The organism is Plantibacter sp. AC185, assembly GCF_979258065.1.
The window spans coordinates 3141394-3164262 of the sequence record NZ_OZ409831.1; the positions used below are offsets into that span (position 1 = coordinate 3141394).

20 protein-coding genes are annotated in these 22869 nt (G+C 68.6%); 6 read left to right on the top strand and 14 right to left on the bottom strand.

The annotated features are described in order from the left end of the window. Positions 1–37: 37 nt before the first annotated feature. The 3 genes from ACZZZB_RS14845 to ACZZZB_RS14855 are packed head-to-tail and all read right to left on the bottom strand — an operon-like array spanning position 38 to position 2999. On the bottom strand, positions 38–1024 hold the full coding sequence (locus tag ACZZZB_RS14845; protein WP_463530075.1) for a hypothetical protein: 987 nt from the start codon (positions 1022–1024) through the stop codon (positions 38–40). Further along, the gene (locus ACZZZB_RS14850; protein WP_463530076.1) at positions 1021–1620 is read right to left on the bottom strand and encodes an arsenate reductase/protein-tyrosine-phosphatase family protein; all 600 of its coding nucleotides are present in this window, start codon (positions 1618–1620) and stop codon (positions 1021–1023) included. The genes ACZZZB_RS14845 and ACZZZB_RS14850 overlap by 4 nt, the downstream gene beginning before the upstream one ends. Continuing rightward, complete coding sequence (locus ACZZZB_RS14855; protein ID WP_463530077.1) at positions 1617–2999, bottom strand: tyrosine-protein kinase domain-containing protein; 1383 nt, start codon at positions 2997–2999, stop codon at positions 1617–1619. Before ACZZZB_RS14855 ends, ACZZZB_RS14850 begins: the two co-directional genes overlap by 4 nt. Positions 3000–3147: 148 nt before the next feature. Between ACZZZB_RS14855 and ACZZZB_RS14860 the strand changes: the two genes are divergently transcribed. The 3 genes from ACZZZB_RS14860 to ACZZZB_RS14870 all read left to right on the top strand — a co-directional run bounded on the left by ACZZZB_RS14860 (position 3148) and on the right by ACZZZB_RS14870 (position 6492). Continuing rightward, complete coding sequence (locus tag ACZZZB_RS14860) at positions 3148–3897, top strand: lysostaphin resistance A-like protein (protein ID WP_463530078.1); 750 nt, start codon at positions 3148–3150, stop codon at positions 3895–3897. Positions 3898–4082: 185 nt separating this feature from the next. Further along, the gene (locus tag ACZZZB_RS14865) at positions 4083–5807 is read left to right on the top strand and encodes a DUF4012 domain-containing protein (protein ID WP_463530079.1); all 1725 of its coding nucleotides are present in this window, start codon (positions 4083–4085) and stop codon (positions 5805–5807) included. A 142-nt stretch (positions 5808–5949) separates the two neighbouring features. Further along, entirely contained in the window at positions 5950–6492 is a 543-nt protein-coding gene (locus tag ACZZZB_RS14870; RefSeq protein WP_285026162.1) for a hypothetical protein, read from the top strand. A gap of 75 nt (positions 6493–6567) precedes the next feature. On the opposite strand, the gene ACZZZB_RS14875 is transcribed toward ACZZZB_RS14870, so the two are convergent. Beyond that, positions 6568–6747: a hypothetical protein gene (locus ACZZZB_RS14875; protein WP_064296076.1), complete on the bottom strand. Its 180-nt coding sequence runs from the start codon at positions 6745–6747 to the stop codon at positions 6568–6570. Positions 6748–7017: 270 nt separating this feature from the next. Between ACZZZB_RS14875 and ACZZZB_RS14880 the strand changes: the two genes are divergently transcribed. After that, a complete protein-coding gene (locus ACZZZB_RS14880; protein WP_194645233.1) occupies positions 7018–7452 on the top strand; it encodes a hypothetical protein in 435 nt (144 codons plus the stop codon). Further along, positions 7449–8318 (top strand): CPBP family glutamic-type intramembrane protease, encoded by an 870-nt coding sequence (locus ACZZZB_RS14885; protein ID WP_463530080.1) that lies wholly within the window; start codon positions 7449–7451, stop codon positions 8316–8318. The genes ACZZZB_RS14880 and ACZZZB_RS14885 overlap by 4 nt, the downstream gene beginning before the upstream one ends. A 138-nt stretch (positions 8319–8456) precedes the next feature. Here the strand turns inward: ACZZZB_RS14885 and ACZZZB_RS14890 are convergent, their stop codons facing one another. The 5 genes from ACZZZB_RS14890 to ACZZZB_RS14910 all read right to left on the bottom strand — a co-directional run bounded on the left by ACZZZB_RS14890 (position 8457) and on the right by ACZZZB_RS14910 (position 15193). Continuing rightward, positions 8457–10319, bottom strand: coding sequence for a glycoside hydrolase family 2 protein (locus tag ACZZZB_RS14890; protein WP_463530081.1), 1863 nt, complete (start codon positions 10317–10319; stop codon positions 8457–8459). Positions 10320–10459: 140 nt separating this feature from the next. Continuing rightward, complete coding sequence (locus ACZZZB_RS14895; protein WP_463530082.1) at positions 10460–11788, bottom strand: ABC transporter substrate-binding protein; 1329 nt, start codon at positions 11786–11788, stop codon at positions 10460–10462. Positions 11789–11826: 38 nt separating this feature from the next. Further along, complete coding sequence (locus ACZZZB_RS14900; protein ID WP_463530083.1) at positions 11827–13155, bottom strand: ABC transporter substrate-binding protein; 1329 nt, start codon at positions 13153–13155, stop codon at positions 11827–11829. A 174-nt stretch (positions 13156–13329) separates the two neighbouring features. Beyond that, positions 13330–14259: a carbohydrate ABC transporter permease gene (locus ACZZZB_RS14905; protein WP_085512504.1), complete on the bottom strand. Its 930-nt coding sequence runs from the start codon at positions 14257–14259 to the stop codon at positions 13330–13332. Beyond that, a complete protein-coding gene (locus tag ACZZZB_RS14910; protein ID WP_463530084.1) occupies positions 14252–15193 on the bottom strand; it encodes a carbohydrate ABC transporter permease in 942 nt (313 codons plus the stop codon). The genes ACZZZB_RS14905 and ACZZZB_RS14910 overlap by 8 nt, the downstream gene beginning before the upstream one ends. A 221-nt stretch (positions 15194–15414) precedes the next feature. On the opposite strand from ACZZZB_RS14910, the gene ACZZZB_RS14915 reads away from it, so the two are divergent. Further along, positions 15415–16413 (top strand): LacI family DNA-binding transcriptional regulator, encoded by a 999-nt coding sequence (locus tag ACZZZB_RS14915; protein ID WP_463530085.1) that lies wholly within the window; start codon positions 15415–15417, stop codon positions 16411–16413. A 13-nt stretch (positions 16414–16426) separates the two neighbouring features. Here ACZZZB_RS14915 and ACZZZB_RS14920 read toward each other — a convergent pair whose 3' ends face one another. The 5 genes from ACZZZB_RS14920 to ACZZZB_RS14940 form a co-directional block, all read right to left on the bottom strand. Further along, positions 16427–16948 carry a hypothetical protein gene (locus ACZZZB_RS14920; RefSeq protein ID WP_463530086.1) on the bottom strand — a complete coding sequence of 174 codons (522 nt, stop codon included), beginning with the start codon at positions 16946–16948 and terminating at the stop codon, positions 16427–16429. Beyond that, the gene (locus ACZZZB_RS14925) at positions 16929–18275 is read right to left on the bottom strand and encodes a signal peptidase I (RefSeq protein WP_463530087.1); all 1347 of its coding nucleotides are present in this window, start codon (positions 18273–18275) and stop codon (positions 16929–16931) included. Before ACZZZB_RS14925 ends, ACZZZB_RS14920 begins: the two co-directional genes overlap by 20 nt. Positions 18276–18285: 10 nt before the next feature. Further along, positions 18286–18933: a SipW-dependent-type signal peptide-containing protein gene (locus tag ACZZZB_RS14930; protein ID WP_463530088.1), complete on the bottom strand. Its 648-nt coding sequence runs from the start codon at positions 18931–18933 to the stop codon at positions 18286–18288. Between the two features lie 20 nt (positions 18934–18953). Further along, positions 18954–19598: a SipW-dependent-type signal peptide-containing protein gene (locus ACZZZB_RS14935; protein WP_463530089.1), complete on the bottom strand. Its 645-nt coding sequence runs from the start codon at positions 19596–19598 to the stop codon at positions 18954–18956. 197 nt (positions 19599–19795) lie between these two features. After that, complete coding sequence (locus ACZZZB_RS14940; RefSeq protein WP_463530090.1) at positions 19796–22684, bottom strand: helix-turn-helix transcriptional regulator; 2889 nt, start codon at positions 22682–22684, stop codon at positions 19796–19798. Between the last annotated feature and the right edge of the window lie 185 nt (positions 22685–22869).

Below are 22869 nucleotides of genomic sequence, written 5' to 3' on the forward strand. Positions count from 1 at the left end.
GGTGACCCCCGGATTGGTGACAAATGTAGGGATAACCCTAGCCCCAGGTGACGCCGCCGTCCGGCGAGCGGTACAGCTGGTCGCCGACCCAGAGCCAAGCGCCCTGGCCGGAGATCGCGAGTGCGGCCGGTGCTGACACGTCGGCTCCGTCAATACAGCCGACGAGCGGGGCGCTCGCGAACGCCGCGGGGACCCCGTTGATCGCCAGCGCGCCCAGGCCGTTGCATCCGGGAACACCGCGGGCCACGAACATGAGGCGCTCGCCCTCGGTGGCAAGCGCATGCACACCGGCGTACGGGGTGGTACCCCACGATCCGGTGGTCGGGTCCCATTCCGCCAGGACGGCCGTGCAAGCGGTCACCGTCCTGTCGGTCGTCGCACTCATGACGTCGATGGCTGGGCAGGGGAGCCCGACTCCCTGGCCCGACACGACGATGGCCGCGTCATCAGGGGTCAGGTAGCTGATCTCGCCCGGCAGGGCGGCATCCGGTGCCCAAGAGTCACCGGCATCTGAGGACGAGAAGCCTCCGACCGCACAGGCTTCGCCGGTTGCACCGATGATCTCGATCTCCCCATTGTCGCCGGTCGTGAGAGCGAGCACCTGACGGAGGTCGAATGCGCTCGTCGCCAGCGGTGTCCAGGTCTCCCCGGCGTCGACGCTCCGCTCGACGACTGCGGGCGTCGATGAGCAGGCGCCCGCAGTGGCACGCCAGAGGGTCTGGCCGTCCACCGTGGTAATGAAGCGCTTGCCGTCCGCTGCGGCGTCACCCGTCGGTTCCGCCGATGCGCCAGGTGCGGGTTCCGGCTCAGGCGTCGTGTTGAAGGTGACGAGCGGCCGCGGCGTGCGGTCAGCCGTCGGTGCGCGGTTCGCCGTGAGGGCGAGCCCGACGAGGATCACATCGACGACGAGGAACAGCACCAGACCGACGACGACCAGCACACGTTGGCTGGAACTCAGGGAATCGCGCCACCGCGACCGGACGTTCGCCGATCGGAGTGTGGAGCGTCCGCGCTTCGTGCTCACCGCCGATCGCCCGACTGCGCCAAGTGCTTCGCGATGATGTCGATGAACTCATTGATCTGCGCACCGACCCGCTCGTACGTTTCCGAGCTGCGACGGTACGGGTCTTCGATGTCGTCGTCGTCAGGGTTCGCCGGAGGTGGCACCAGGCCGCGTTCGGCCGCGACCGACGCGACGAGCTCCCGGAGATCGGCGGCTGGTTCAGTCTCCGCGATCAAGCGAGCGAACTGAGGAACGGTGAATGTCACTCGCGAGGCACGGGGGAGGAGACGGGCGACATCGCTCCGGTGCTCTCGCGTCGCCGTGAGGATGAGATCCGCTTCCGCGACGATGTCCCGGTCGAGCTGCCGCGCGACGTGGTTGCTCGGATCTCCGCCGAAACGACGTGACTGCTCGACGACCTCTGGTGGCATGGTCAGCTCAGGTTGCATCCCCGTGCCTGCACTCGACACGCGGATGAGGTGGCCACCCGCGGTGACGCCGGCACCATCGAGCCGTGCCTTCAGGAGCTGGGCACCAAGCGCCGACCGGCAGATGTTCCCGGTGCAGACGAAGAGCACCGAGAACGGACGGATGGCCGTCGTTGTGGCGTCGGTCACGCCTTCACGTCCTCGGCGTAGCCGTAGCCGGCACCATAGCCGTAGCGCGCGTATCCGTAGGCGTCCGGGCCCTTCGTCGGGACCATGGTCATGACGAGACCGGCGACCGAGGCGTTCACATGGACGAGCGCCTCGAGCGCACCCTTCAGCTGGTTCTTGTGGGTCCGACCGGCAGCGACGACGACCAATGCGCCGCCGGTGTGGCGAGCCAGCAGAGCGCCATCCGTGACGGGCAGGAGCGGCGGCGCGTCGATGAGCACGTAGTCGAACTGCTTCTCGAGACCGGAGATGAGCTTCTGCATGACGCTCGAGCCGAGAAGCTCGCTCGGGTTCGGCGGGATCGCGCCGGCAGGGAGGACTGTGAGCGCACCGCGGCCCCATGGCTGCATGGTGTCTTCGAGCGTCGCGCGACGGATGAGGACGTCGCTGAGGCCGACGGCCCCTTCAATGTCGAAGTAGGTGGCGAGCTTCGGTCGACGGAGGTCGGCGTCGATGATGATGACGCGGTGCCCGGCGTCCGACAGGGCAATAGCGAGGTTCGCCGCTGTCGTGCTCTTGCCCTCGCTCTGGATCGATGAGGTGACGACGTAGCTGCGGGGTTGATCGCTGACGTCGAGGAACTGCAGGTTCGTTCGGAGACTGCGGAACGATTCGGCGCGCGGGCTCTTCGGATCGGCTTGGACGATCAGGGGGCGCTGCTTCGCCTTCGGATCGAACGCGATGCCGCCCATGATCGGGATCTCGGTGAGACCCTCGATGTCGCGTTCGTTCCGGATGCGGGTGTCGAGCGTCTCACGCAGGACCGCGAAGGCGATGCCGAGAGCGAGGCCGACGAGGACACCGAGGGCGAGATTGAGTGGCACGTTCGGGCTGCCCGGCGTCGTCGGCACGTTCGCCTCTTGCACACGGGTCAGTTTCACCGGGCTGGTCGCGCCGTCATCGGTGCTCTCGATCTTCGCGACGACACCGGTCAAGCTCTCGGCGGTGGTGTTCGCGAGCTCGGCGGCGAGAACTGGATCCTCACTCGTCGCAGTGATTTGGATGATCGTGGTGTCGGGCGTGGCCACGGCGGACACTTGCCCGCCGAGCTGGCCCGCCGTGATGTTGAGTTCGAGCGCCGCGATGACCGGCTGGAGCACGATCGGTGTGCTCACGAGGTTGACGTACGTCTTGACCCGCTGCTGCGAGTAGGTGTTCCCCTGTGTGAGGTCCGACACGTTGTCACTCGACTGTGTCGACACGAACACCTTTGCGGACGAGCTGTATTCGGGCGTTTTCGCAAGAGAGTAGGCAGCGGCTGCGGCAACGCCGACGAGCACGAGCGCAACGATGAGCACCCAGTACTTGCGAAGGACACGGAGATAGTCGGTGAGCTCCACGCGGTGGCTTCCGTTCGATGAGGAGAGCGGTTCACCCTGATGCCAAGGCGTGCCCCGAACAGGGCGTTGGGAGCCATGCTGCCATAAACCGACGCCTGTTCCCGAGCGACCGTGTCATGTGCGCGGCCGATTGCCGTAGTTTGCTCTCGTGACGATCCCAGATGAGACCACGCCGCGCGATGAGCAGCAGGCGGCTCGGGCGCGCCTCGTTGTCGCGACGATCGGATTCGCAGCGACCGTGGTGATCGCGCTGGGATTCCCGGGCGGTGTCCGGATCGTCGGGCCGTTCTCCCCGCTCGGCGGCTATCTGCTCGTGTGGCTTCCACTCGTGCTGGCCCTCGTCATCGTCCTGCTCGTCCCCAGCCTGCGCCCAATGGCTCCGTCCGCCGTCCGGTGGAGCATCCGCCCTATCGACCTTCTCTGGGGTGCGGCTGCTGGCCTCCTCCTACGGATCATCGTGAGCTCGCTCGAGGTGCTCTCCTATGGCGGACTCCCGGCCACCGCCGGGAACGCTGTGCCTCTCGCGACCGCGGACGAGGTGGTGTACGTCATCGTCGCGCTGCTTTCAGTGGTCCTCATCGCGCCGGTCATCGAGGAATCCTTCTTCCGTGGACTCGTCCTCCCGTCGATCATCGGAATACTCCGCGGCGGGCGATGGATCGCGGTCGTGATCAGTGCGTTGCTCTTCGCCGTCTTGCACCTCCTCGCCGTCACCACCGTCGCACAGGCGATCGTCGTCGGGGTCGGGACCCTCCTCGTCGGGCTGGGCGCGGGAAGCCTCGCGGTGCTGACCGGTCGGCTGGGCCCCGCGATCGTGACGCACGTCGTGTTCAATGGGTCGATCCTCGCGCTCGGCCTGTCCGCCGTAACCGGCGGCACCGGCGTCGTGATTGAATAACCCCCATGCCGGCACCCGAATCCGACAATCGTCGTTCGCCTTCTTCAGGCTCATCGAGAACCTCCTCCCGGGGGGCCGCAAGCCGGCGAGCCACGAGCGCGCGCTCCCGTGCCCGACGACGGGAGAACGCGGACCCCGAGCGACTGCGTGCTCGACGCCGGAGGACCGCGCTCATCGTCTCCGCTGTGCTCGTGCTGTTGTTGGCGGTTGTTGCATGGATCGGTGTCCGTGCGTTCCTCGCCAAGGGGGAGCTGGAAGCGGCGGTGCCCCTGGCACAGCAGGTCCGCGAGCAAGTGCTCGGCGGAGACGCCGCTGCTGCGGGCAAGACCGCTCGTGAGCTCGCATCCCATGCGAGGGAGGCCGCCGCGCTGACGAGCGACCCGATCTGGCGCGCCGCCGAGATCGTGCCGTGGATCGGGCCGAACCTCGCAGCCGTCCGAAACTTGGCGGGTGCGACCGATGAGGTCGCGGTGGGAGCGATCGCTCCGCTGGTGAACCTCTCCGGGTCGCTTCGCCCGGACCTGTTCAAACCCGTTGACGGCGCGGTGCCGCTGCAGCCGATGATCGATGCTCAGCAGGACGTCCGCTCGGCCGATGACGCTCTCGAGGGTGCGGCCAAGCGCGTCCGAGGGATCGACCAGTCGAGCCTCATCAGCCAGGTGTCGTCGGCGGTCGACCAGCTCGGACCGGTCCTCACCGAGACCGCCGACACGGTCGATGCGGCACGGCGCGCGATCGACCTGCTGCCGACGATGCTCGGCGCCGATGGCCCACGCAACTACCTGATCATGTTCCAGAACCCCGCCGAGCCGCGTGCGAGCGGCGGCAATCCGGGTGCCCTGGCCCTGATCGGCACGGACGGGGGCCGCATCTCGCTCCTGCAGCAGGCGACATCGGGCGACTTCCCGCGGTTCCCGGAGCCGGTCTTGCCACTGTCGACGGAGACCGCCGGTATCTACGGCAACATCACCGGCCGTTTCATTCAGGACGTCACGTTGACGCCGCGGTTCGACGTGTCCGCGGAGCTTGCATCGGAGATGTGGTTCCAGCGGTTCGGGACCCGGGTCGATGGCGTCCTCAGCATCGACCCGGTCGCTCTGGGATACCTACTGGCAGCGACAGGGCCGATCGACCTTCCCTCGGGCGATCAGCTCACGACCGAGAACGCGGCAGATCTACTGTTGAACCAGGTGTACCAGCGTTACCCCGCTGGGGCCGAGCAGGACGCCTTCTTCGCGGCAGCGTCGGCTGCGGTCTTCGACCGCATCTCGACCGGTAACTTCGACGCAACGAAGCTGGTTGCAGCACTCGCCAAGTCGGGGGACGAGCGACGTGTTCTGGTGTGGAACGCCGCTGAAGCGGAGCAGGTGCTCTTGGCCGGAACCACGTTGACCGACATGCTCCCGACCGAGGAGCAGCAGGCCGACGCATTCGGCGTCTACATCAACGACTCCACCGGTAGCAAGATGGGGTACTACCTCGACGTGGAGACGCAGAGTGGCATAGCACAGTGCGGTGCCGCAGGACAGGTCTTGGGTTTGCGTCTGAAGATTACGAACACGGCTCCCGCTGACGCAGCCACCTCGCTGAGTGACTACATCACCGGCGCTGGCATCTATGGGGTCACGCCAGGCAACTTCAACTTCAAAGTCGCGGTCTACTCGCCTCCAGGGTCGTACACCGAGGGAGTTCAGCGTGATGGCGCTGATCTCTCGGTGCAACCCGGGCTCGACGGTGATTTCCCGGTGTCCCAATTCAGGCTCGAGTTGGCTCCAGGTGAGAGCACGACGATCGACGTGGGGGTTTCAACGTCCGGCGTGTCGAAGCAGCCTTTTGTCGTCTCGACCCCGAAACTTCATCTTTCCGAAACACAACAACTGGTGCCTACCTGCAAATTTGCCGTACAGTGATGCGTGTTGTCGGATTTGAGCCGTTTTCGGGGGGTATCAGAATCGGCGCAATATTCTTCGTCACGACGCCGCTGGTTGTGACGGTAGCTACAGCTATGCCAGCACAGCACCGCTTACTGACAAGTCTCCAAGGGGAACCCACATGCTCAAGAAAATCACCGCGGTCTTCGCGCTGGCCCTCGCTGGCCTGTTCGTCGCTCCGCTCGCTGCAAACGCTTCGTACGTTCCCGGCGCCGACATCGTCGTCACCGGCAACGTCGCTCCCGGTGGAACGTTCGACGTCACGTTCACGGATGGCGCGTTCCAGCCGAACGAGGACGTGTCCCTCGCCCTCACCGGTGAGAACGCGACCGGCGCGACGCTCGCGGCCGTCGACACCAAGACGCTCGTCAAGACCGCCTCGGCCACCGGGTCCGTCGTTCTGACCGTCACGCTCCCGACCAACGCGACCGGCACGTACACGGTCACCGGCACCGGCCTCTCCTCGCAGCTCATCGGCACCATCACGGTCACAGTGAAGGCTGCTGCTGCAGGTGGCGGCGCCGGCAACGGAGGGCTCGCCGACACCGGTTTCAACACCCCGGCCTTCCTCGTGTGGGGTGCTGCCGGCGCAGTCGTCCTCGGCGCAGCGCTCATAGCGGTCTTCGTGATGATCCGCCGCCAGCGCGCAGGCGTTGCAGCGTAACAAGCCTCTTGACCTTCGGGTCAACAAGAACGGCCGGTGCATCTGCACCGGCCGTTCTTGTTTGTGTCCGAGACCCTACGCGTCGTCGCTCGGGTGGTCGGGGTCTTCCTCCTGGTTGAAGTTCGAGGCGTCGGGGTCGTGACCGACCGCGAGGCCGTCCTCGCTGTTGGGGATGGTCTGGTTCTCGCCCAGGCCGCCCGGCTTCGGCGTTCCCTCGCTGCTGTTCTGGTCGGTGTCGTTCGTGTCGTTCGTCATGGGGACAGGTTAAGAGGTACGCGAGCGCGGGTGAGCAGGCTTGACAGGGTGCTGGGGCGGTGGTTTCGGGCCCTTCGACAAGCTCAGGGGACCGGGAGGAGTGCCCGGGGAGCGGGGCCCTTCGACAGGCTCAGGGACCGGTGGCGCGGCGGTTCTTGCGGAAAACGGATAGGCCGGGACATACCTCCCTTCCGGGGGACACCTGACGGACAATACAGTTCGAGCAGCCTGGATCCGGTCGTCGGATCCTCCACGACCGAAACGAGCATCATGGCCACGACCACTGGTAGCAAGACCGCCCCCACGCCGATCGTCATCTCCTTCTGGCTGTGGGTCGTCTCCGCCGTCCTCTCCGTCATCTCCGGGGTCACGGCCGCCATGTCGGCCGGAACCGTCGCCGAGGCCGCAGCCGAACAGTCGGCCTCGGGAGGTGTGCTCTCCTCGAGCGTGCTCCTGATCTCGACCGCCGTCGGCGCGTTCATCGTCGGCGCACTGCACGTGCTGTTCGCCTTCTTCATGCTCCGCGGTCGCAACTGGGCTCGGATCGTCCTCACCGTGGTCGGCATCCTCTCCGTCCTCGGTTCGATCACCGGGCTGATCGCCCTCAACCCGCTCTCCTTCATCTTCGTCATCGTGACCATCGTCGCGATCGTCCAGATGTACGTGCCGGCAGCACGCGAGTACTTCGCCGCGAACAAGCGATGAGCGACCACTCCGCTGCACCGGCGGAGACCGCCCCGCGCCCGGGCTCGCGCCAGGAACGGGCCGAAGCTCGCCGCGCCGAGGCGCGCCTGCCCTACGCCCCCTCGCCTGACACCAGGTGGGGTGCCCCGACCGCGCTGACGACCTTCGTCGTGATCATCGCGCTCCTCGTCGTCGTCGAACTCGCACGGACCTTCGGCGTCCTGTCCGGCGAGGTCGGCACGATGATCATGTGGATCATCTTCGACGGCGGCATCCTCGTCGCCCTCGCGATCGTCTGCCGCACCTGGGGAAGCGGGTCCTGGGCGAAGGACTTCGGACTCCGCTTCCGCTGGTTCGACGTGTTCATCGGGCTCGGTTCAGCCGTCGGCATCCAGCTGATCGGTGGCATGATCGGCCAGTTCGTCATCGCCCTCACCGGCGAGACGCCGAAGTCGAACATCGCCCCGCCGTCGCCGGAGCTCGTCTGGGTGCTGGTCAACACCGTGTTCGCCACGGCGATCGTCGCGCCGTTCTGTGAAGAACTCCTCTTCCGCGGGCTCCTGCTGCGCGGATTCCGGAACTCGATCCTCCGCGGGCGGACGACGAACGGCGTGCGCCGAGGTGCGGCGACGCCCACGACCGCCCGACGTCGCAGGGCGGGGGTCGTCTCGGTGGGAGCGAGCGCACTGATCTTCGCGATCGTCCACCTCTATGAGGGATGGGGCAGCACGGTCACCATGGTCACGCTCGGGCTCACCATCCTCGTGCTCGGCACGGTGAACGGTGTCTACGCCGCGACGACCCGTCGCCTCGGACCGGGCATCTGGACGCACGTGTGGTTCAACACCTTCACGGTCCTGCTGACGCTGGCACGCAGCGGGAGCTGACCCGGGCGCCGGTCCCTGGGCGAAGCGGGGAGCCCGTGGGCCCTTCGACAGGCTCAGGGACCGGCGGGGGTCGGCTGGTTGGGGATATGGGCCCTTCGACAGGCTCAGGGACCGGGTGGGAGCTCAGGGACCGAGGGGTCAGGAGGTGGCGGGGCGGACCCGGCGCTCGTAGGCGGCGTCGGCCGCGAGCACCGCTCGCACGCGGGCGAGGTCGAACTTCGGCTGGCGATCGAAGTCGTAGATGCCGTTCTGCTCCTGGAACGTGTCGGTGAGCTGCGTGTAGCAGTAGCCGAACATGTTCTCGTCGTCGGTCAGCACCCGGACGAGCCCCGCGAAGCGCTCGTGGAACTCCTCGACCGACGCCACCCGCGCGCCATAGCCCCAGGAGTCACCACCGGTGTCCGCTGCCGCGAGCTCCGCGTTCCACCAGATGCCGCCGAACTCCGACACGAAGAACGGCTGCCCCTCGTACGGCAAGGAGATGGTGCGTCCGTCCTCGAGGTTCGTGAACGGCTCACCGTCCGCGATCCCGCCCTGCTCGACGGCGAACGCCGCCGGGTCCTGCTCGTACGAGTGCGCGTCCCACACGTCGGTCTCCCGCACCCGGTGCGCGTAGCCCGAGGCGTCGATCACCGGCCGACTCGGGTCGACGAGCTTCGTCGCGAGGAACATGCCCCGCGTGACGTCGTCGAGGACGGTCACCCGGTCGTGCAGCGTCTGATGCGTCTCATTCAGCGGGCACCAGCCGATGATCGACGGATGGTTGACGTCGCGCTCCAACGCTTCGACCCACTGCGTGATGAACGACGCCGTCGGGCCCTGGTTGTGACCGACCGTGCCCGCGCCGGACACACCCCAATCGCCGAACTCGCCCCACACCAGATACCCGAGCCGGTCCGCGTGATAGAGGTACCGCTCCTCGAACACCTTCTGGTGGAGCCGCGCACCGTTGAACCCGGCGTCCATCCCGAGAACGATGTCGGCCACGAGCGCGTCATCGTCCGGCGCGGTCATGAGCGAGGACGGCCAGTACCCCTGGTCGAGCACGAGCCGCTGGAAGACGTGCTCGCCGTTGATCAGCACCGCGGTGCCGTCGATCGCGACACTGCGCAGCCCCGCGTAGCTCGAGACGCGGTCGGTGACGTCGCCTGCACCATCGCGGATCTCGATGTCGAGGGTATAGAGGAACGGGTCGGCGGGACTCCAGAGCCGCTGCTGGTCCGCCGGGACCTCGAGCCGCACCGACGGTGCCATCGTCGAGCCGAGCTGAGCGGTCTCGCTCGCGACGACGACACCATCGGCGGACAGGGTCACCGTCGCAGTCGCCCCCGCGGCGTTGCGGCTGGGGACGAGCGTGCAGGCGAACCGCCCGGCGTCCGCATCGGGGACCACGGTGAACCGACGCAGGTGCAGCTCGTCGACGGCCTCCACCCACACCGTCTGCCAGATCCCCGTCGTGCGGGTGTAGTAGCAATCGGTGTTGCCGTACCAGGTCGCCTGCTTCCCACCGGCCTTCGGCTCGTGGCGAGTGTCGCGGGCGCGCACCACGATCTCGATTTCCTGGCCCGGCTCGACCGCGCCGAGCGGCACCCGGATCGGCGTGAAGCCACCCCGATGCCGCATCGCCTCGACCCCGTCCACCCACACGGTCGTGTCGTGGTCGACGGCCCCGAAATGCAGCACGCCGTGCTTCCCCTGCCACGCCGAGGGCACCGTGAACCGCGTGCGGTACCAGACGGCCTCCATGAAATCCGTGTGCTCGACGCCCGATGCGGCCGACTCCGGCGCGAACGGGACGAGGATGCGGTCGGTCAGTTCGCGGCCGAGGAGCCCGCGCTCGAGCCCGCTGTCGCCGGCGTCGATCTCGAACTCCCACAGGCCGTTGAGGTTGACCCAGCCGTCACGGACGAGCTGCGGCCGGGGGTACTCCGGGCGCGGCTGCGGTGTGGAGTCGGCGCGGCCGCTCGGCAGCGGGGCGGGGAAGAGGAGAGGGTGCGTCATGGGTGTCGTTCCGATGCGTCGTGATGGGTGGAGATGTCGTCGGGGCCCTTCGACAGGCTCAGGGACCGGGGGTGGGGCTCAGGGACCGGGGGTGAGCTCAGGGGCCGAGGGGCTGAGCCTGTCGAAGGGCGGGGGAGTTGCTACCGGGCGTCGTCGACGGCCTTCGTCAGCTCGGCGACGAAGGCCTCGGCTGCCTCCTTGGGCGTCGTCTTGCCGAACTGGACGTCCTGGTTGTAGCGGCCGAGGATCTTCTCACTGTCGCCACCACCGACGGGCGTGATCGCCGGCGGGGTGCCCGACTCCTCGCGCGCGGCGTCGACCACGTCGGCCACGATGCGGTCCGTCGGCGTCAGGTCGGGGTCGATCGCCTTCTGGAAGTCCGGGTTCGCGGGCATGCCGCGCTCGGTGCCGAACAGCTTCGCGACCTCGGTGTCCGTCGTGAGGAAGTCCACCAGCAACGCCGCCTCAGCGGGGTGCTCCGACTTCGACGAGACCGACCAGTACATCGACGGCTTCAGGTACTGGAACCCTTCGGACGAATCCTCGCTCGCCGGGAACGGCAGCAGGTCGAGCTGGTGGTCGGGTGCAGCGGCCTGGAAGGCGGTGAGCACCGACGACGGCTGGAAGGTCATCGCGACCTTGCCCGTACTCATGTCCATGAGGTCGATCGCCACACCGTTGCCCTCGGCCAGCTGCGAAGCGCTCGGGGCCGCGCCGCTCTCGATCTGGTCGAGCGCGTACTGCCAGTAGCTCTCCACGACCTCGGGCTTCAGGATGACCTTGCCCTCCTTGTCGTAGATGTCGTTGCCGTGCTGCCGGGCCCAGAGCGTGAGGGTCGGCATGTCGCCGCCGAACGGGGACATGCCGTGGACGGCACCGCCCGAGGCCTCGGTCACCTGCAGGGCGACCTCGTTGAGCTCGTCCCACGTCCAGGTCGTCGCGTCGGGCAGCTGGATCCCGTACTGCTCGAAGATGGACCGGTTGACCATGAGGCCGACGGTGCCGACGCCGATCGGCACGCCGTACAGCTCGTCCTTCACCTTGCCCTGATCGAGCACCTCGGCGCTGAGGTCGGAGGTGTCGAGGAACTCGTCGAGTGCACCGAGGTCGGCGAGTGCCCCGCGCTGGGCGTACGAGGCGAGGTAGAGCTGGTCGAACTGCATGACGTCGGGGGCGTCTCCGCCGGCGACCGTCGTGGCGAGCTTGTCCCAATAGCCGCCCCACTCGGTGGACTGGCCCTTCACGGTGATGTTGGGGTACTTCTTCTCGAAGAGGTCGATGGCCGCGCGGGTGCGCTCGTCGCGGGCCGTGGCGCCCCACCAGTTGAAGGTGATGGTGACGTCCTCGTCGCTCAGCGCGGCATCGCCGTTCCCACCGCCGACGGCGCAGCCGCTGAGGGCGAGCGCCGAGATGGCGGTTGCGGCTGCGAAGCCGAGGAGGCGGGACCGGGATCGTGGTTGGCGTTGCATGATGCTCCTTTGCATGGGGTTGATGGGGTGAGAGGGGCTCAGGAAGCGGCGGTGATCGCCGTGCGGAGTTCGTCGATGTAGGCCTTCGCGGCCTCGGCCGTGGTCTTCCTGCCGAACTGGACGTCCTGGTTGTAGCGGGCGAGCATGGACTCCGCGTCCTCGGCGCCGACCGGCGTGATGCCGGGTGCGTCGCCCGACAGTGCGGTCGCGGACTCGATCGCGTCGGCGACGATCTGATCGCCGGGCGTGAGGTCCGGCGCGACCGCCTCCTGGAAGGTGGGCGTGGCCGGCATGCCGCGCTCCGTGCCGAACAGCTTGGCGACGGCCGGCTCCGACGTCAGGAAGTCGATGAGCAGCGCCGCCTCAGCAGGGTGCTCGGACTGCGACGAGACCGTCCAGTACATGGACGGGCGGACGTACATGTAGCCGTCCGTCGCGTCCGCATCCGCCGGGATGGGGACGAGGTCGAAGGCGCTGTCGGGTGCGGCGGCCTGGTAGGCGGTGACGAGCGCGGACGGTGCGAAGGTGAACGCGGTCTTCCCCGTCGCGATGTCGGACAGGTCGAGCGCGGAACCGGCCTGCTCAGCCAGTTGCGATGCCGTCGGTGCGGCGCCACTGTCGATCTGCGCGAGCGCGTAGTCCCAGTAGTCGGTGAGGACCGACTCCTCCAGGATGAGCTCGCCCTCGGTGTCGTAGACGTCGTTGCCGTGCTGCCTGGCCCACAGGGTGAGCGTCGGCATGTCCCCGCCGAAGGGGGTGATGCCGTGCACTGCGCCACCGGATGCCTCCGTCACGGCGAGTGCCGTCGCCGTCAGCTCGTCCCAGGTCCACGTCGTGGGATCGGGGAGGTCGACGCCGTACTGCGCGAGGACGCTCGTGTTCACGAGGACGCCCGTCGACCCCACGCCGGCCGGGACGCCGTGCAGCTTGCCGTCGACCCTGCCCTGATCGAGGAGCGGCTCCGGGAACTCCGAGGTGTCGAGGACGTCGGCGTACCCGTCGACGTCGGCGAGTGCTCCGCGCTGCGCGTAGGAGGAGAGGTGCGTCTGATCGAACTGCATCACGTCCGGTGCGTTGCCGCCGGCAGCGGTCGTGGCGAGCTTGTCCCAGTATCCACCCCACTCGGTGGACTGGGGCTTCACCGTGATGTTCGGGTACTGCTCCTCGAAGAGGTCGATCGCAGCGCGCGTGCGCTCATCGCGCGCACCCGCTCCCCACCACGCGAACGAGATGGTGACGTCCTCGTCGCTGAGGGCCGCGTCGCCGTTCCCTCCGCCCACGGCACAGCCGGTGAGGGCGAGTGCGGAGACGGCAGTGGCGGCCGTGAAGCCGAGGATGCGGGAGCGGGAGCGGGGGTGGCGTCGCATGGTTCTCCTTCGGGAGGGATGGAACGGGATGAGGATGGCCCTTCGACAAGCTCAGGGACCGGGTTGTGGCTCAGGGACCGGGTTGTGGCTCGAGGAGCGAGTGCGGTTCAGGGACCGAGTGCGGCTCGGGGACCGGGCCCTTCGACAGGCTCAGGGACCAAGTGCGGCTCCGGGCTACTTGCCTCCGGTGGTCGCGATGCCTCGGAGGAGGAAGCGCTGACCGAACAGGAAGGCGAGGAACACCGGCAACAGGGTGACGACGCTCATGGCGAAGAGGGCGCCGTAGTCCGATTGCGACTGGGTGTCGACGAACGAGCGGAGGGCGACCGACGAGGTGTACTTGTCGGGGTCGGTCACGAAGATCAGCTGGCCGAAGAAGTCGTTCCACGTCCAGATGAACGTGAAGATCGCCGTCGTCGCAAGGGCCGGGGTCATGAGCGGGAGCATGATCTGCACGAAGATCCGCAGGTGTCCGGCGCCGTCGATGCGCGCCGCCTCGTCGAGCTCGCGGGGGATGCCGCGGATGAACTGCACCATGAGGAAGATGAAGAACGCGTCCGTCGCGAGGAACTTCGGCACGATGAGCGGCAGGTAGGTGTTGATCCAGTCGAGCTGGGCGAAGATGACGTACTGCGGGATGATCAGCACGTGGATCGGCAGCATCATCGTGAGCAGCATGGCCGCGAAGGCGAAGCGCTTGAACCGGAACCGCAGCCGGGCGAAGCCGTACGCGGCGAGTGAGCAGGTGAGCAGGTTGCCGATGATCGACCCGACGACCACGATCGCCGAGTTCGCCAGGTAGCTGCCGAACGGCTGCGCCAGAGCGTTCCAGCCGTTCGTGTAGTTCGACGCCTCGAAGGTGTCGAGCACGAGGCCCGGGTTGTCGAAGATGTACCCGTTCGGACGGAGTGAGGACACCACCATCCACAGCACGGGGTAGAGCATCAGCAGCCCGAGCAGGATCAGCAGCGCGTGCTTGCCGATGCTCGAGATCCGCTGTCGGCGCAGGAGCTTGGCGCGTTGTGCGTCGCCCCGCTCGCGACGGGCGGCCGCATCGGGCGAGAGGCCGTCCTCGGACGAGGGGCGGGTCTTGAGATCAGTCATCGTAGAACACCCAATACTTCGAGGCCCAGAAGTTGATGGCCGTGGCGGCGGCGATGATGATGAGCAGGAGCCACGCGATCGCCGACGCGTACCCCATCTGGAAGCTGCCGAAGCCCTTCTGGTACAGGTACAGCGTGATGAACAGCGTCGAGTCGGACGGCCCGCCCGATCCGTTCGACACCACGTAGGCCTGCGTGAACGACTGGAACGCGCCGATGATGCCGAGCACGAGGTTGAAGAAGATGATCGGGCTGAGCAGCGGGAGGGTGATCGACCGGAACTGGGTCCACCGGCCGGCACCGTCCGTCGACGCCGCCTCGTAGTACTGCCGCGGGATCTGCCGGAGGCCCGCGAGGAAGATCACCATCGGCGCGCCGAACGTCCATACGTGCAGGATGATCAGCGTCGACAGCGCGGTGTCGGGTTCCGAGATCCAACCGGGCCCCTGAATGCCGAAGACGGCGAGCAGCGCGTTGACGAGGCCGCTCGAACCGAAGACGAGGCGCCACAGGACGGCGATCGCGACGCTGCCGCCGAGGAGCGACGGTAGGTACAGCACCGACCGGTAGAACGAGAGCCCGCGCAGGCCGCGATCCAGGAGGACCGCGATCGCGAGGGCGACCATGAGCTGCAATGGCACCGAGACCAGGACGTAGGTGATGGTCACCCCGAGGGACTGGTGCAGGCGGGGGTCCTCCACCATCCGCTGCGCGTTCTCCAGCCCGGTGAAGTTCGGGTTCTGGAGGAGGTTGTAGTCGGTGAACGACAGGTAGAGCGAGACGAGCACGGGCCCGAGCGTGATGACGAGGAAACCGATGATCCAGGGGCCGAGGAAGAGGAGTGCCGCGCGGTTGTCGCGCAACTCGGAGGCGTCGCGATGCTTCACCGCCCCCTTCGGCGTCCGCAGCGCTCGCAGCTCGTTGAGCGCGCTCATGTGGCGGCTCGGATGATGGGTGGTGGGCTCTCGAACATGCTGCGCATCTCCTTCGACTCGCTGCGACCGTGCTGACAGGGAGACACGCTAATCGCTTGTGCTACGTAGCACAAGACGGACTTGGAAATCGGTTGCCGCCGGTATCCGACGGGCGTGGAGTCGGTACGCTTGCGTCAGGACCGACGCACGGTGGAGCGCGCGCGACCGACGGGGAGGCACGGATGGCAGTGACCGCACGGGATGTCGCGCAGGCGGCCGGCGTCTCCCAGCGCACGGTGTCGGACGTCGTGAACCTGCCAGGGCGGGTCGGTGCCGAGACCCGCAAACGCGTGCAGGCGGTCATCGACGAGCTCGGCTATCGGCCCAATCCGCACGCGAGAGGACTCCGCAACAACCGCAGCGGACTCATCGCGCTCGTCGTCCCCGAGCTCGACGTTCCGTACTTCTCCGACCTCGCCCGCTGCCTCATCCCCGAACTCACGAAACGCTCGCTCACCCTCGTCGTCGACCAGACGAACGGCGACCCGGAACGCGAGCGCGCCGTGCTCACCGGGGGAGCGGTGTCCTCGACGTTCGACGGCGTGCTGCTCAACGCGCTCAACCTCACGGCCGCCGACGTCGAAGCAGCCGCCGCGACCCAGCCGATCGTCCTGCTCGGCGAGCGCGACTACGGCGCGAGCGCGGACCACGTCGCCATCGACGGTACCGAGGCGGCTTACGTGGCGACCCGGCACCTGATCGAACGGGGATGCACCCGCATCGGCGCCATCGGTCGGCAGGCCCACTCCACGGGCACCGCGAAGCAGCGCGTGGACGGGTTCACCCGCGCGATGCAGGAGGCAGGACTCGACCCGAACCGGTATATGGCCGAAGGGGAATACGATCGCGCGAGTGGTGCAGCGGTCATGGGTGGAATGCTCGACGCCGGCGATCCTCCTGACGGGGTGTTCTGCTTCAACGACCTCATGGCGCTGGGCGCGATGCGTGCCGCGTGGGATCGCGGTGTCGACATCCCGCGCGACCTGGCGGTGGTCGGCTTCGACGACATCGAGGACGGCCGGTACGCGATGCGGTCACTGACGACGGTCGCGCCCGACAAGGAGGCCATCGCCCGCGAGGCGGTCGCGATGCTGGTCGAACGCGTGGCCGGACACGTCGGTCCGGGGCGGCGAGTGCGCGCAGGCTTCGAGCTCGTCGTGCGGGAGTCCTCGGCCGGGTGACGCGGCGGGCTCGCTACGGGACGACCGCGCAGGCGCCGTTCGTTCCGAGCGCGTTCGAGGTGCCGCTGACGACCCGGTACGGCGAGGACCAGCTCGTGGACGGCATGGTGAGCCGGGCTCCGATGTAGACGTTGGAGCCGAGGAGACCTCCGAGCAGTCCGAGGCTGAACGTCGAGGTGACCGTCGTGGTGCCACTCGTCGACGTCGGCGTGATGACCGTGTTCGGCGTGAACGAGGCGTTCGCCGAGTAGGCGTAGTTGATCGTGTATCCCGCCGGGATCGTGTGCACGACGGTGTACGAAGAGAGCAGTCCGACGGCGTTCGGATTGAAGGTGCAACTCGAGAACGTCGGCGTCGGCACGGTGGCCGCGGTGAAGCTGCCCGTCCCGAATTCGGGATCGGCCCAGGCCGCGTCGACCGGTGCCGGCGCGGGGTGCGCGAGGAGGAGTCCCACCGCGACGGCGATGACCGTCGCGGCGGTCCGGCGGTGCCACGGGAGGACACGGCCGCCGTCCTCACCCCGCTGTCGCATCATTGGCCCGCAGGATCGTCGTACCCCTCGCCGAGCGCGAATGCTGACGCAGCGCGCCGAACCACGCGCCGACGAGACCGATCAGGATCGCGCCCGCAGCCGCCCAGACGGCGAACTCGACGCTCGCGCCGGTCCGGGGGAGTGTGGTGATCGGGCCGGGCGAGACCGAGACGTCGTCACCGATGCCCTCCGCTGTGACCGTGAGGGCGACCGATGCGTTCGCCACCGCTGCACCGGACGGCATCCGGACGTCGAACTTCAGCCACCACGCCTCCGAGCTGCGCATCGAGAGGACCGCACGCTCCACGCCGTCGACGGGCACCGCCATCTCGTCGAACAGGTGGGTGACGGTGCCGAGGCAGCCGGCCGCGGTCCAGCGGACGGAGCAGGCGTCGACCACCATGACGAGCCCGAGTTCCGATGAGCCGGAGCCGACCATGGACACGTCGATGGAGCCCGGTGTGGCTTCGGGCTTGGTGCTGATGCCCACCTGCCAGGGCGTCGACCGACCGGGGGTGAGGGACCGCATGGCCGACGGGTCGCCGATCGAGGTGAGGACGACCGCCTCACCGGCGATGACGTCGACCATCGGCTCGGCGTGCGCGGGAGCGGCGCCGCCGATCGCGAGGCCGGCTCCGAGGAGGAGGGCGACCGGTGGGCAGCGGAGCGCGGCGTGGCGGGCCGGTCGTGGACCGGTTCCGTCGTCGCCGACCGTGGAGGATCGGTGTCGGGAAGCAGTACGACCGTTTCCGTCGGTCCCTCCCGAGCCACCTGGCGGGCGCTTACGGTCGGAGCGCGGCCAGAACGCCCACATGACGAGGGCCGAACAGCTGAGCGTCAATCCGGCCAGGACCCACGGGTTGGACAGCCACACGACGAGGTACGCGAGCCCGGGCACCGAGGCGAGCACGATGCGGACCGTCGAGACGGTGTATGGCTCGGGGTCCTCCGACAGGTTCGCGTCTCCCTGCATGGTGATCGTCCGCTGTGGGCCTGCGGTGTCGACACCGCCGGTCACCGAGGTGACGCGGTGGGTGACCGGCAGCTGACCAGCGCGATCCACCGTCACCACATCGCCGACCGCGATGTCGGACGCGGGGATCTCGCGGACGAGCGCGAGTGAGCCGGTGGGGATCGTCGGGCTCATGGAACCGGTCTTGAACATGATGAGGGTGATGTTGAAGCAGGTCGCGAGGATGACGAGCACGATGCAGACCACCCCGCCGACGGCCGCGAGGTTCAACAGGGTGCTGCCGACGATCGACGCCACCGAGCGGCGGGGGTGCTGCCGCTCGGTGGCGTCGATCGCTTCCGTGGAGGGTCGGGTCACGGTGCTCCGATCAGGAACTGGAGGTGCTGGTGAACACCCAGGTCGCCGCCGCCGTGCCGCCCTGGAAGCTGGAGGCGGTGCCGGCCTTCACCCGCACGTCGAAGCAGAAGCGCACGGTGGAGTTGCCCGCCGCGGTGAGCGCTCCGGTCGCGGTCGGCGGAGCCGTGCCCGTCGAGAGCGACGCGGTGTACGCCGGGACGGTCGCCGAGGTGAACGCGGCGGCGTTGCACGCTGTGCCCGCCGCCGTCGTGACCACGCGGTACTCGAGCTGCGGCAGGAGGGTGCCCGTCGCCGCCGAGACCGCGGACAGCGCCGCCGTCCCGCCGATGTTGGTAGCGGCGGTCGTGCGGATGTCGATGTACGCGAACTGCGAGAGCCCTGGCGACATGGCGGTGGCGTTGAAGACCAACGTGGCCGGGTTCGCCGCCTCGTGGGCCGCCCAGGTCGACGACGAGGTCTGCGACTCCACGGCGAAGGTGCTCGCCGCGAAGGTCGCCGTGCCGAACTCGTCGTCGCTCCAGGCCGCGAGGGTGAGCGAGGTGCCGACGCCCAGCACGAGCGCTGCCGCGAGGGCCGCTCTGGCCTTCGTGTATCGCGACGCGCCCCGTCGTCGATCGGTGCGGTGGTGTCTCCCCGCCGCCGGGGTGTGTCGTCCCATGATCGCCGTCCCGCCGCGGACTACGGCAGCGGGGTGGTGGACTCGGCCGCGAACTGCCAGACCACGGTGCCGCTCGGCGACGCCTGCGGGAGGCTCGCTGCCGGGGTGACCTCGAAGCACAGGAAGACCGGCGTGGTCGCGGCAGCCAGCGTGAAGATGTCCGCGGCCGTGCTCGACGTCGTGGCGGCATCCGTCACGAGCGGGTCGCCGGCGGCGAAGCTCGCGGCGTCGCAGCCGAAGGTGGTGGTCTCCACGACGGAGTAGCTGAGCGAGGAGGCGATGGCGGCTCCGCTCGTGGCGGTGATGTCGACCGTGCCGGCGTACGTCGACGCGGCGGTCAGCTGGACGGCGAAGCCGGCGTAGACAGGCTCCTCGGGCGCCAGGTTGTCCGCCTCCACCGCGAAGGTGAGCGGGGCGGCCGCAGCCTCGGTCGGGTGCTCGGTGAACGCGGTGCCGTCCGTGCTGCCCTCGATGCCGAACCCACCACCGGCGAAGATCCCGGTCGCGAACTCGGAGTCGTTCCAGGCAGCGAGCGTGATGGCCGCACCGACGCCGAGCACCAGGCCGCCGGCGAGGATCGCCTTCGCCCGCTTGCTGCGCTGGCCGCGGACGGGCGCGTCGGTGCCGGTGGCCGCTGAGGCCTCGGTGCTGGTGTCGATGGTCATGGAAGCCCCCTGGAGTCCGCCGGTGACGGCTCGCGTCACCACAGGTGTCGGGCGTGCGGAGACGACCTCCGCGCGTCTCACGACACCCTCAGGACGATAGGCAGCAGGCTGACGGTTGTAACCAGTAGTGGGGTACTGGGATCGCCGGACGCTACCGAGAAAACTGCTGAACCGCGCTGCGTCGCCCGCTCAGGGGATCAGGCCTGACGCTGCGAGGACTGCGCGACCAGGCGGCCGAGGTCGCGCCGTCTCCCCGCGCCCAGCTTCGTCCGTGCTTGGAGCACGTGCGACTCGACGGTGCGGACGCTGAGGAAGAGCCGCGTCGCGATCTCCTGATTGCTCAGTCCTTGCGCGATGAGCAGGGCCACCTCCAGCTCCCGCCGGGTGAGCGCGCTCAGGTCGGCCCCGGCGGTCTCCTGGCCGGTGTCCGTCTGCCCGCGGGAGAGGTAGGCCAGCGGAGCGTGTGTCGAGTGCGGCTCCACGGGGACGGTGCGCTCGACCGGCACCGTCTCATCGGTCGTCTCCGCCCGGTAGGTGGCGAACACGGGCGACGGAGACACGACCGAGGTCCATCGGGCCTCCGTATCCGCAGCGGCGCCTGGCGTGGGACCCACGAGTTCTGCGGCCCGCTCCGCGCAACGGCGGGCGTGCTGCAGTCGCCCCTGGGCCGCGTGGAGTCGTTCTGCGAGCAGATGGGCCCCGATCGCCCGGTGCCGCGCTCCGACCTCCTCGAGCGAACAGGCGGCCTCTTCGACGCGGCTCGCGTCGCCGGCGGCGCCGGCCTCGAGGAGCAGCATGAGCGACGCCTGCAGTGGCGTGAGCTCCTGCGTTCGGGCGTCTACGACCCAGGACAGGGTCTCGGACAGGTCCGCACCGGCGGCGGCGGCCAGGCTCGCGGAGTAGACCCGCTCGGTCAGTGGCTTCCGAATGTCCTGCGCGAGCCGACGCAGATGATCCCGGGCCTCCATGATGCGACCGCCTGCCATCAGCAGACCGAAGTCGGCGATGTCCGCCAGATAGGAGAGGACCGTGGAGGTGGCGATGAGGCGTTCGTCCTCGGCGGCTCGCCGTTCCGTCGCCTCCTCGAGCTCGCCCGTCTGGGCGAGAGCGCCGACGAGGAGCAGCGCGGTCTGCGTGTGCACCTCGGGCGGAACGGTCGAGTCGAGGAGCCGCTCGACGACCCGGAGGTCGGCCACGGTGCGGTCCGGGCGGCCGTCGAAGAACGCCAACTGGGCTCCGAGGATCCCGACGATGCACTGGTCCGTCGTCGCCAGGCGCCCGGTCCCGCGCTCGGCGCGAGCGACGAACTCGTCGATGTAGCGCGCGAAGCCGGCCCAGGAGAGTCCGGTGAGCAGGCGGATGGTGCCGGCCGACAGGACGTACATGGCGCTCGCGTCGCGCAGGGCGTGTGACAACGGCCGCGCTGCGCTGTAGGGCACCGACCGGTAGACGGCGTCACCCAGCTGGAGCAGCTCCCGCAGCTCGGACGGTGGCAGCCGGAGGCCGAGCCGGGTCACGAGCGCAGCGGCGGCATAGAGTCGCGAGGACTGCGCGGCGTCGACGTCGCGCAAGACCTTCCAGAAGACGGCATCGCTCTCGGACGGCTCCTGCCGATCCTGGTCTCGCCAGGTCTCGACCATCAGGATGCGCTGGGACAGCACGCGGCTGTGCTCCTCCTGCTCCGTCAGCTCCTGCGCACAGGTGCGTTCGGACCAGCGATCGAGGGTCGCCCGCCAACTCAAGACCTCCGCCTGCATGTCCTCGTCGGAGTCGGCCGCGGGATCGACCTCGAGGACCCGCTGAGCCCCTTCACCGTCGCCCAGCATGGCGAGCGACCGCGACCATTGCAGTGCCGCTGCCACGGACGGGCGCCAGGTGTACGCGCGTTCCGCGAGCAGACGACCGTCCTCAGCGAGGCCGGAGACGTTCGCGACGTGCGCCGCCTCGAGGAAGGTGCGGGCCATCGTGAGCGACTCGAACCCCTCGTCGAGCTCGGTGTGCGGGGCCGTCAGCCAGTACCGGCCGAGGATGAAGGACTCGTTCGGGGTGAGACGGGCACCGCCACGGAGGTCCGAGATGAGCGTCCGTTGGACGCGGTCGTGGCGGTGCAGTCGTCCGCTGTGGCGCCACTCCGCGAGTGCCGACCACGCGTGCAGTTCGTCGGCGACGATGCGGTCCTGGTTCGAGCCGTCGTTCCGCGCGAGTCCGAGCCGGAGGAGCGCGTGCAACTGGTGCTCGCCGAGCAGGCGGATCGCGCGCGAGTAGGGGACCGGGCCGAGCTTCGCCAGCATGACCAGCGCGTAGCGACCCTCGTCCTCGAGCCGCGAGAGCTGGGGTTCCGTGAGGTCGTGGACGCGCGGTGAGACCCCTGCGACCCCGAGCGAGAGGATGCTGCGCGGCAGGTAGAACTCCCCGCCCGTCTCGAGGGCGTCCTTCGTGAGCTCGTGCACGAGTCGCGGAGAGCCGTTGCTCAGCCGCACGATGACGGCTTTGGCCATGTCGTCGAGGACCGCGTCGTCGGCGGCCTCGTCCACCATCGCCGAGGCTTCGAACCCGTCGAGCGCCGGGAGGTCGATCCGGGTGAGCGATCCGCTCCGCCAGACGGCGAGGAGCCGATCGGCGGACTCGTCGCCGCGGCCCTGCAACCCGGCGAGCTCCTGCTCCAGCGTCACCAGGGCGACCTGCTCACGCGACCGCGAGAGTTCGATGATGTCGGCGAGGCTCGCCGGGTGGAGGTTCGCGCCGTCGTCGACGATGAAGACGGCGCCGCTCGGCGCCCTACGCCAGTCGCTCAGCGTGTGCGAGGCGTCCCGTGACGCACCCGACACGTGGACGACCGGGTGTCCGTCCTCGTGCATCCGCCGCCCGATCGCATCCGCGGTGAAGGTCTTGCCGTAGCCGTGTGGTCCGACGAGGAGCGTGCTGGTCCGGTTCGCGATGAGTGCCGTCATCCGGGTGATCGCCGCCGATCGACCGCTCGGTTGGGCGGGAGCGCGGGTGGCTGACTGGCGGAACTCGCCGGAGCGACGGGTGGGCGATGCGGCGGACCGCGCGCCGCCGCTGAACCGATGCGCACCCGGGTTCATGGGATGACCTGCTCGGCCGACCTCGGATGTGGCTTTCGCTCCACTACCGTCGCAACCGGTTCTTCCATATCGCAGCCCCCTCAAGCTCCGTCAGGACGACGGGATCCGCATCACTAGGGACGCTGCGAATACTCCGTCGGATGCCCCATTATCCGTAATCCCTGAGTGCTCCCGCAGCCCTAAGA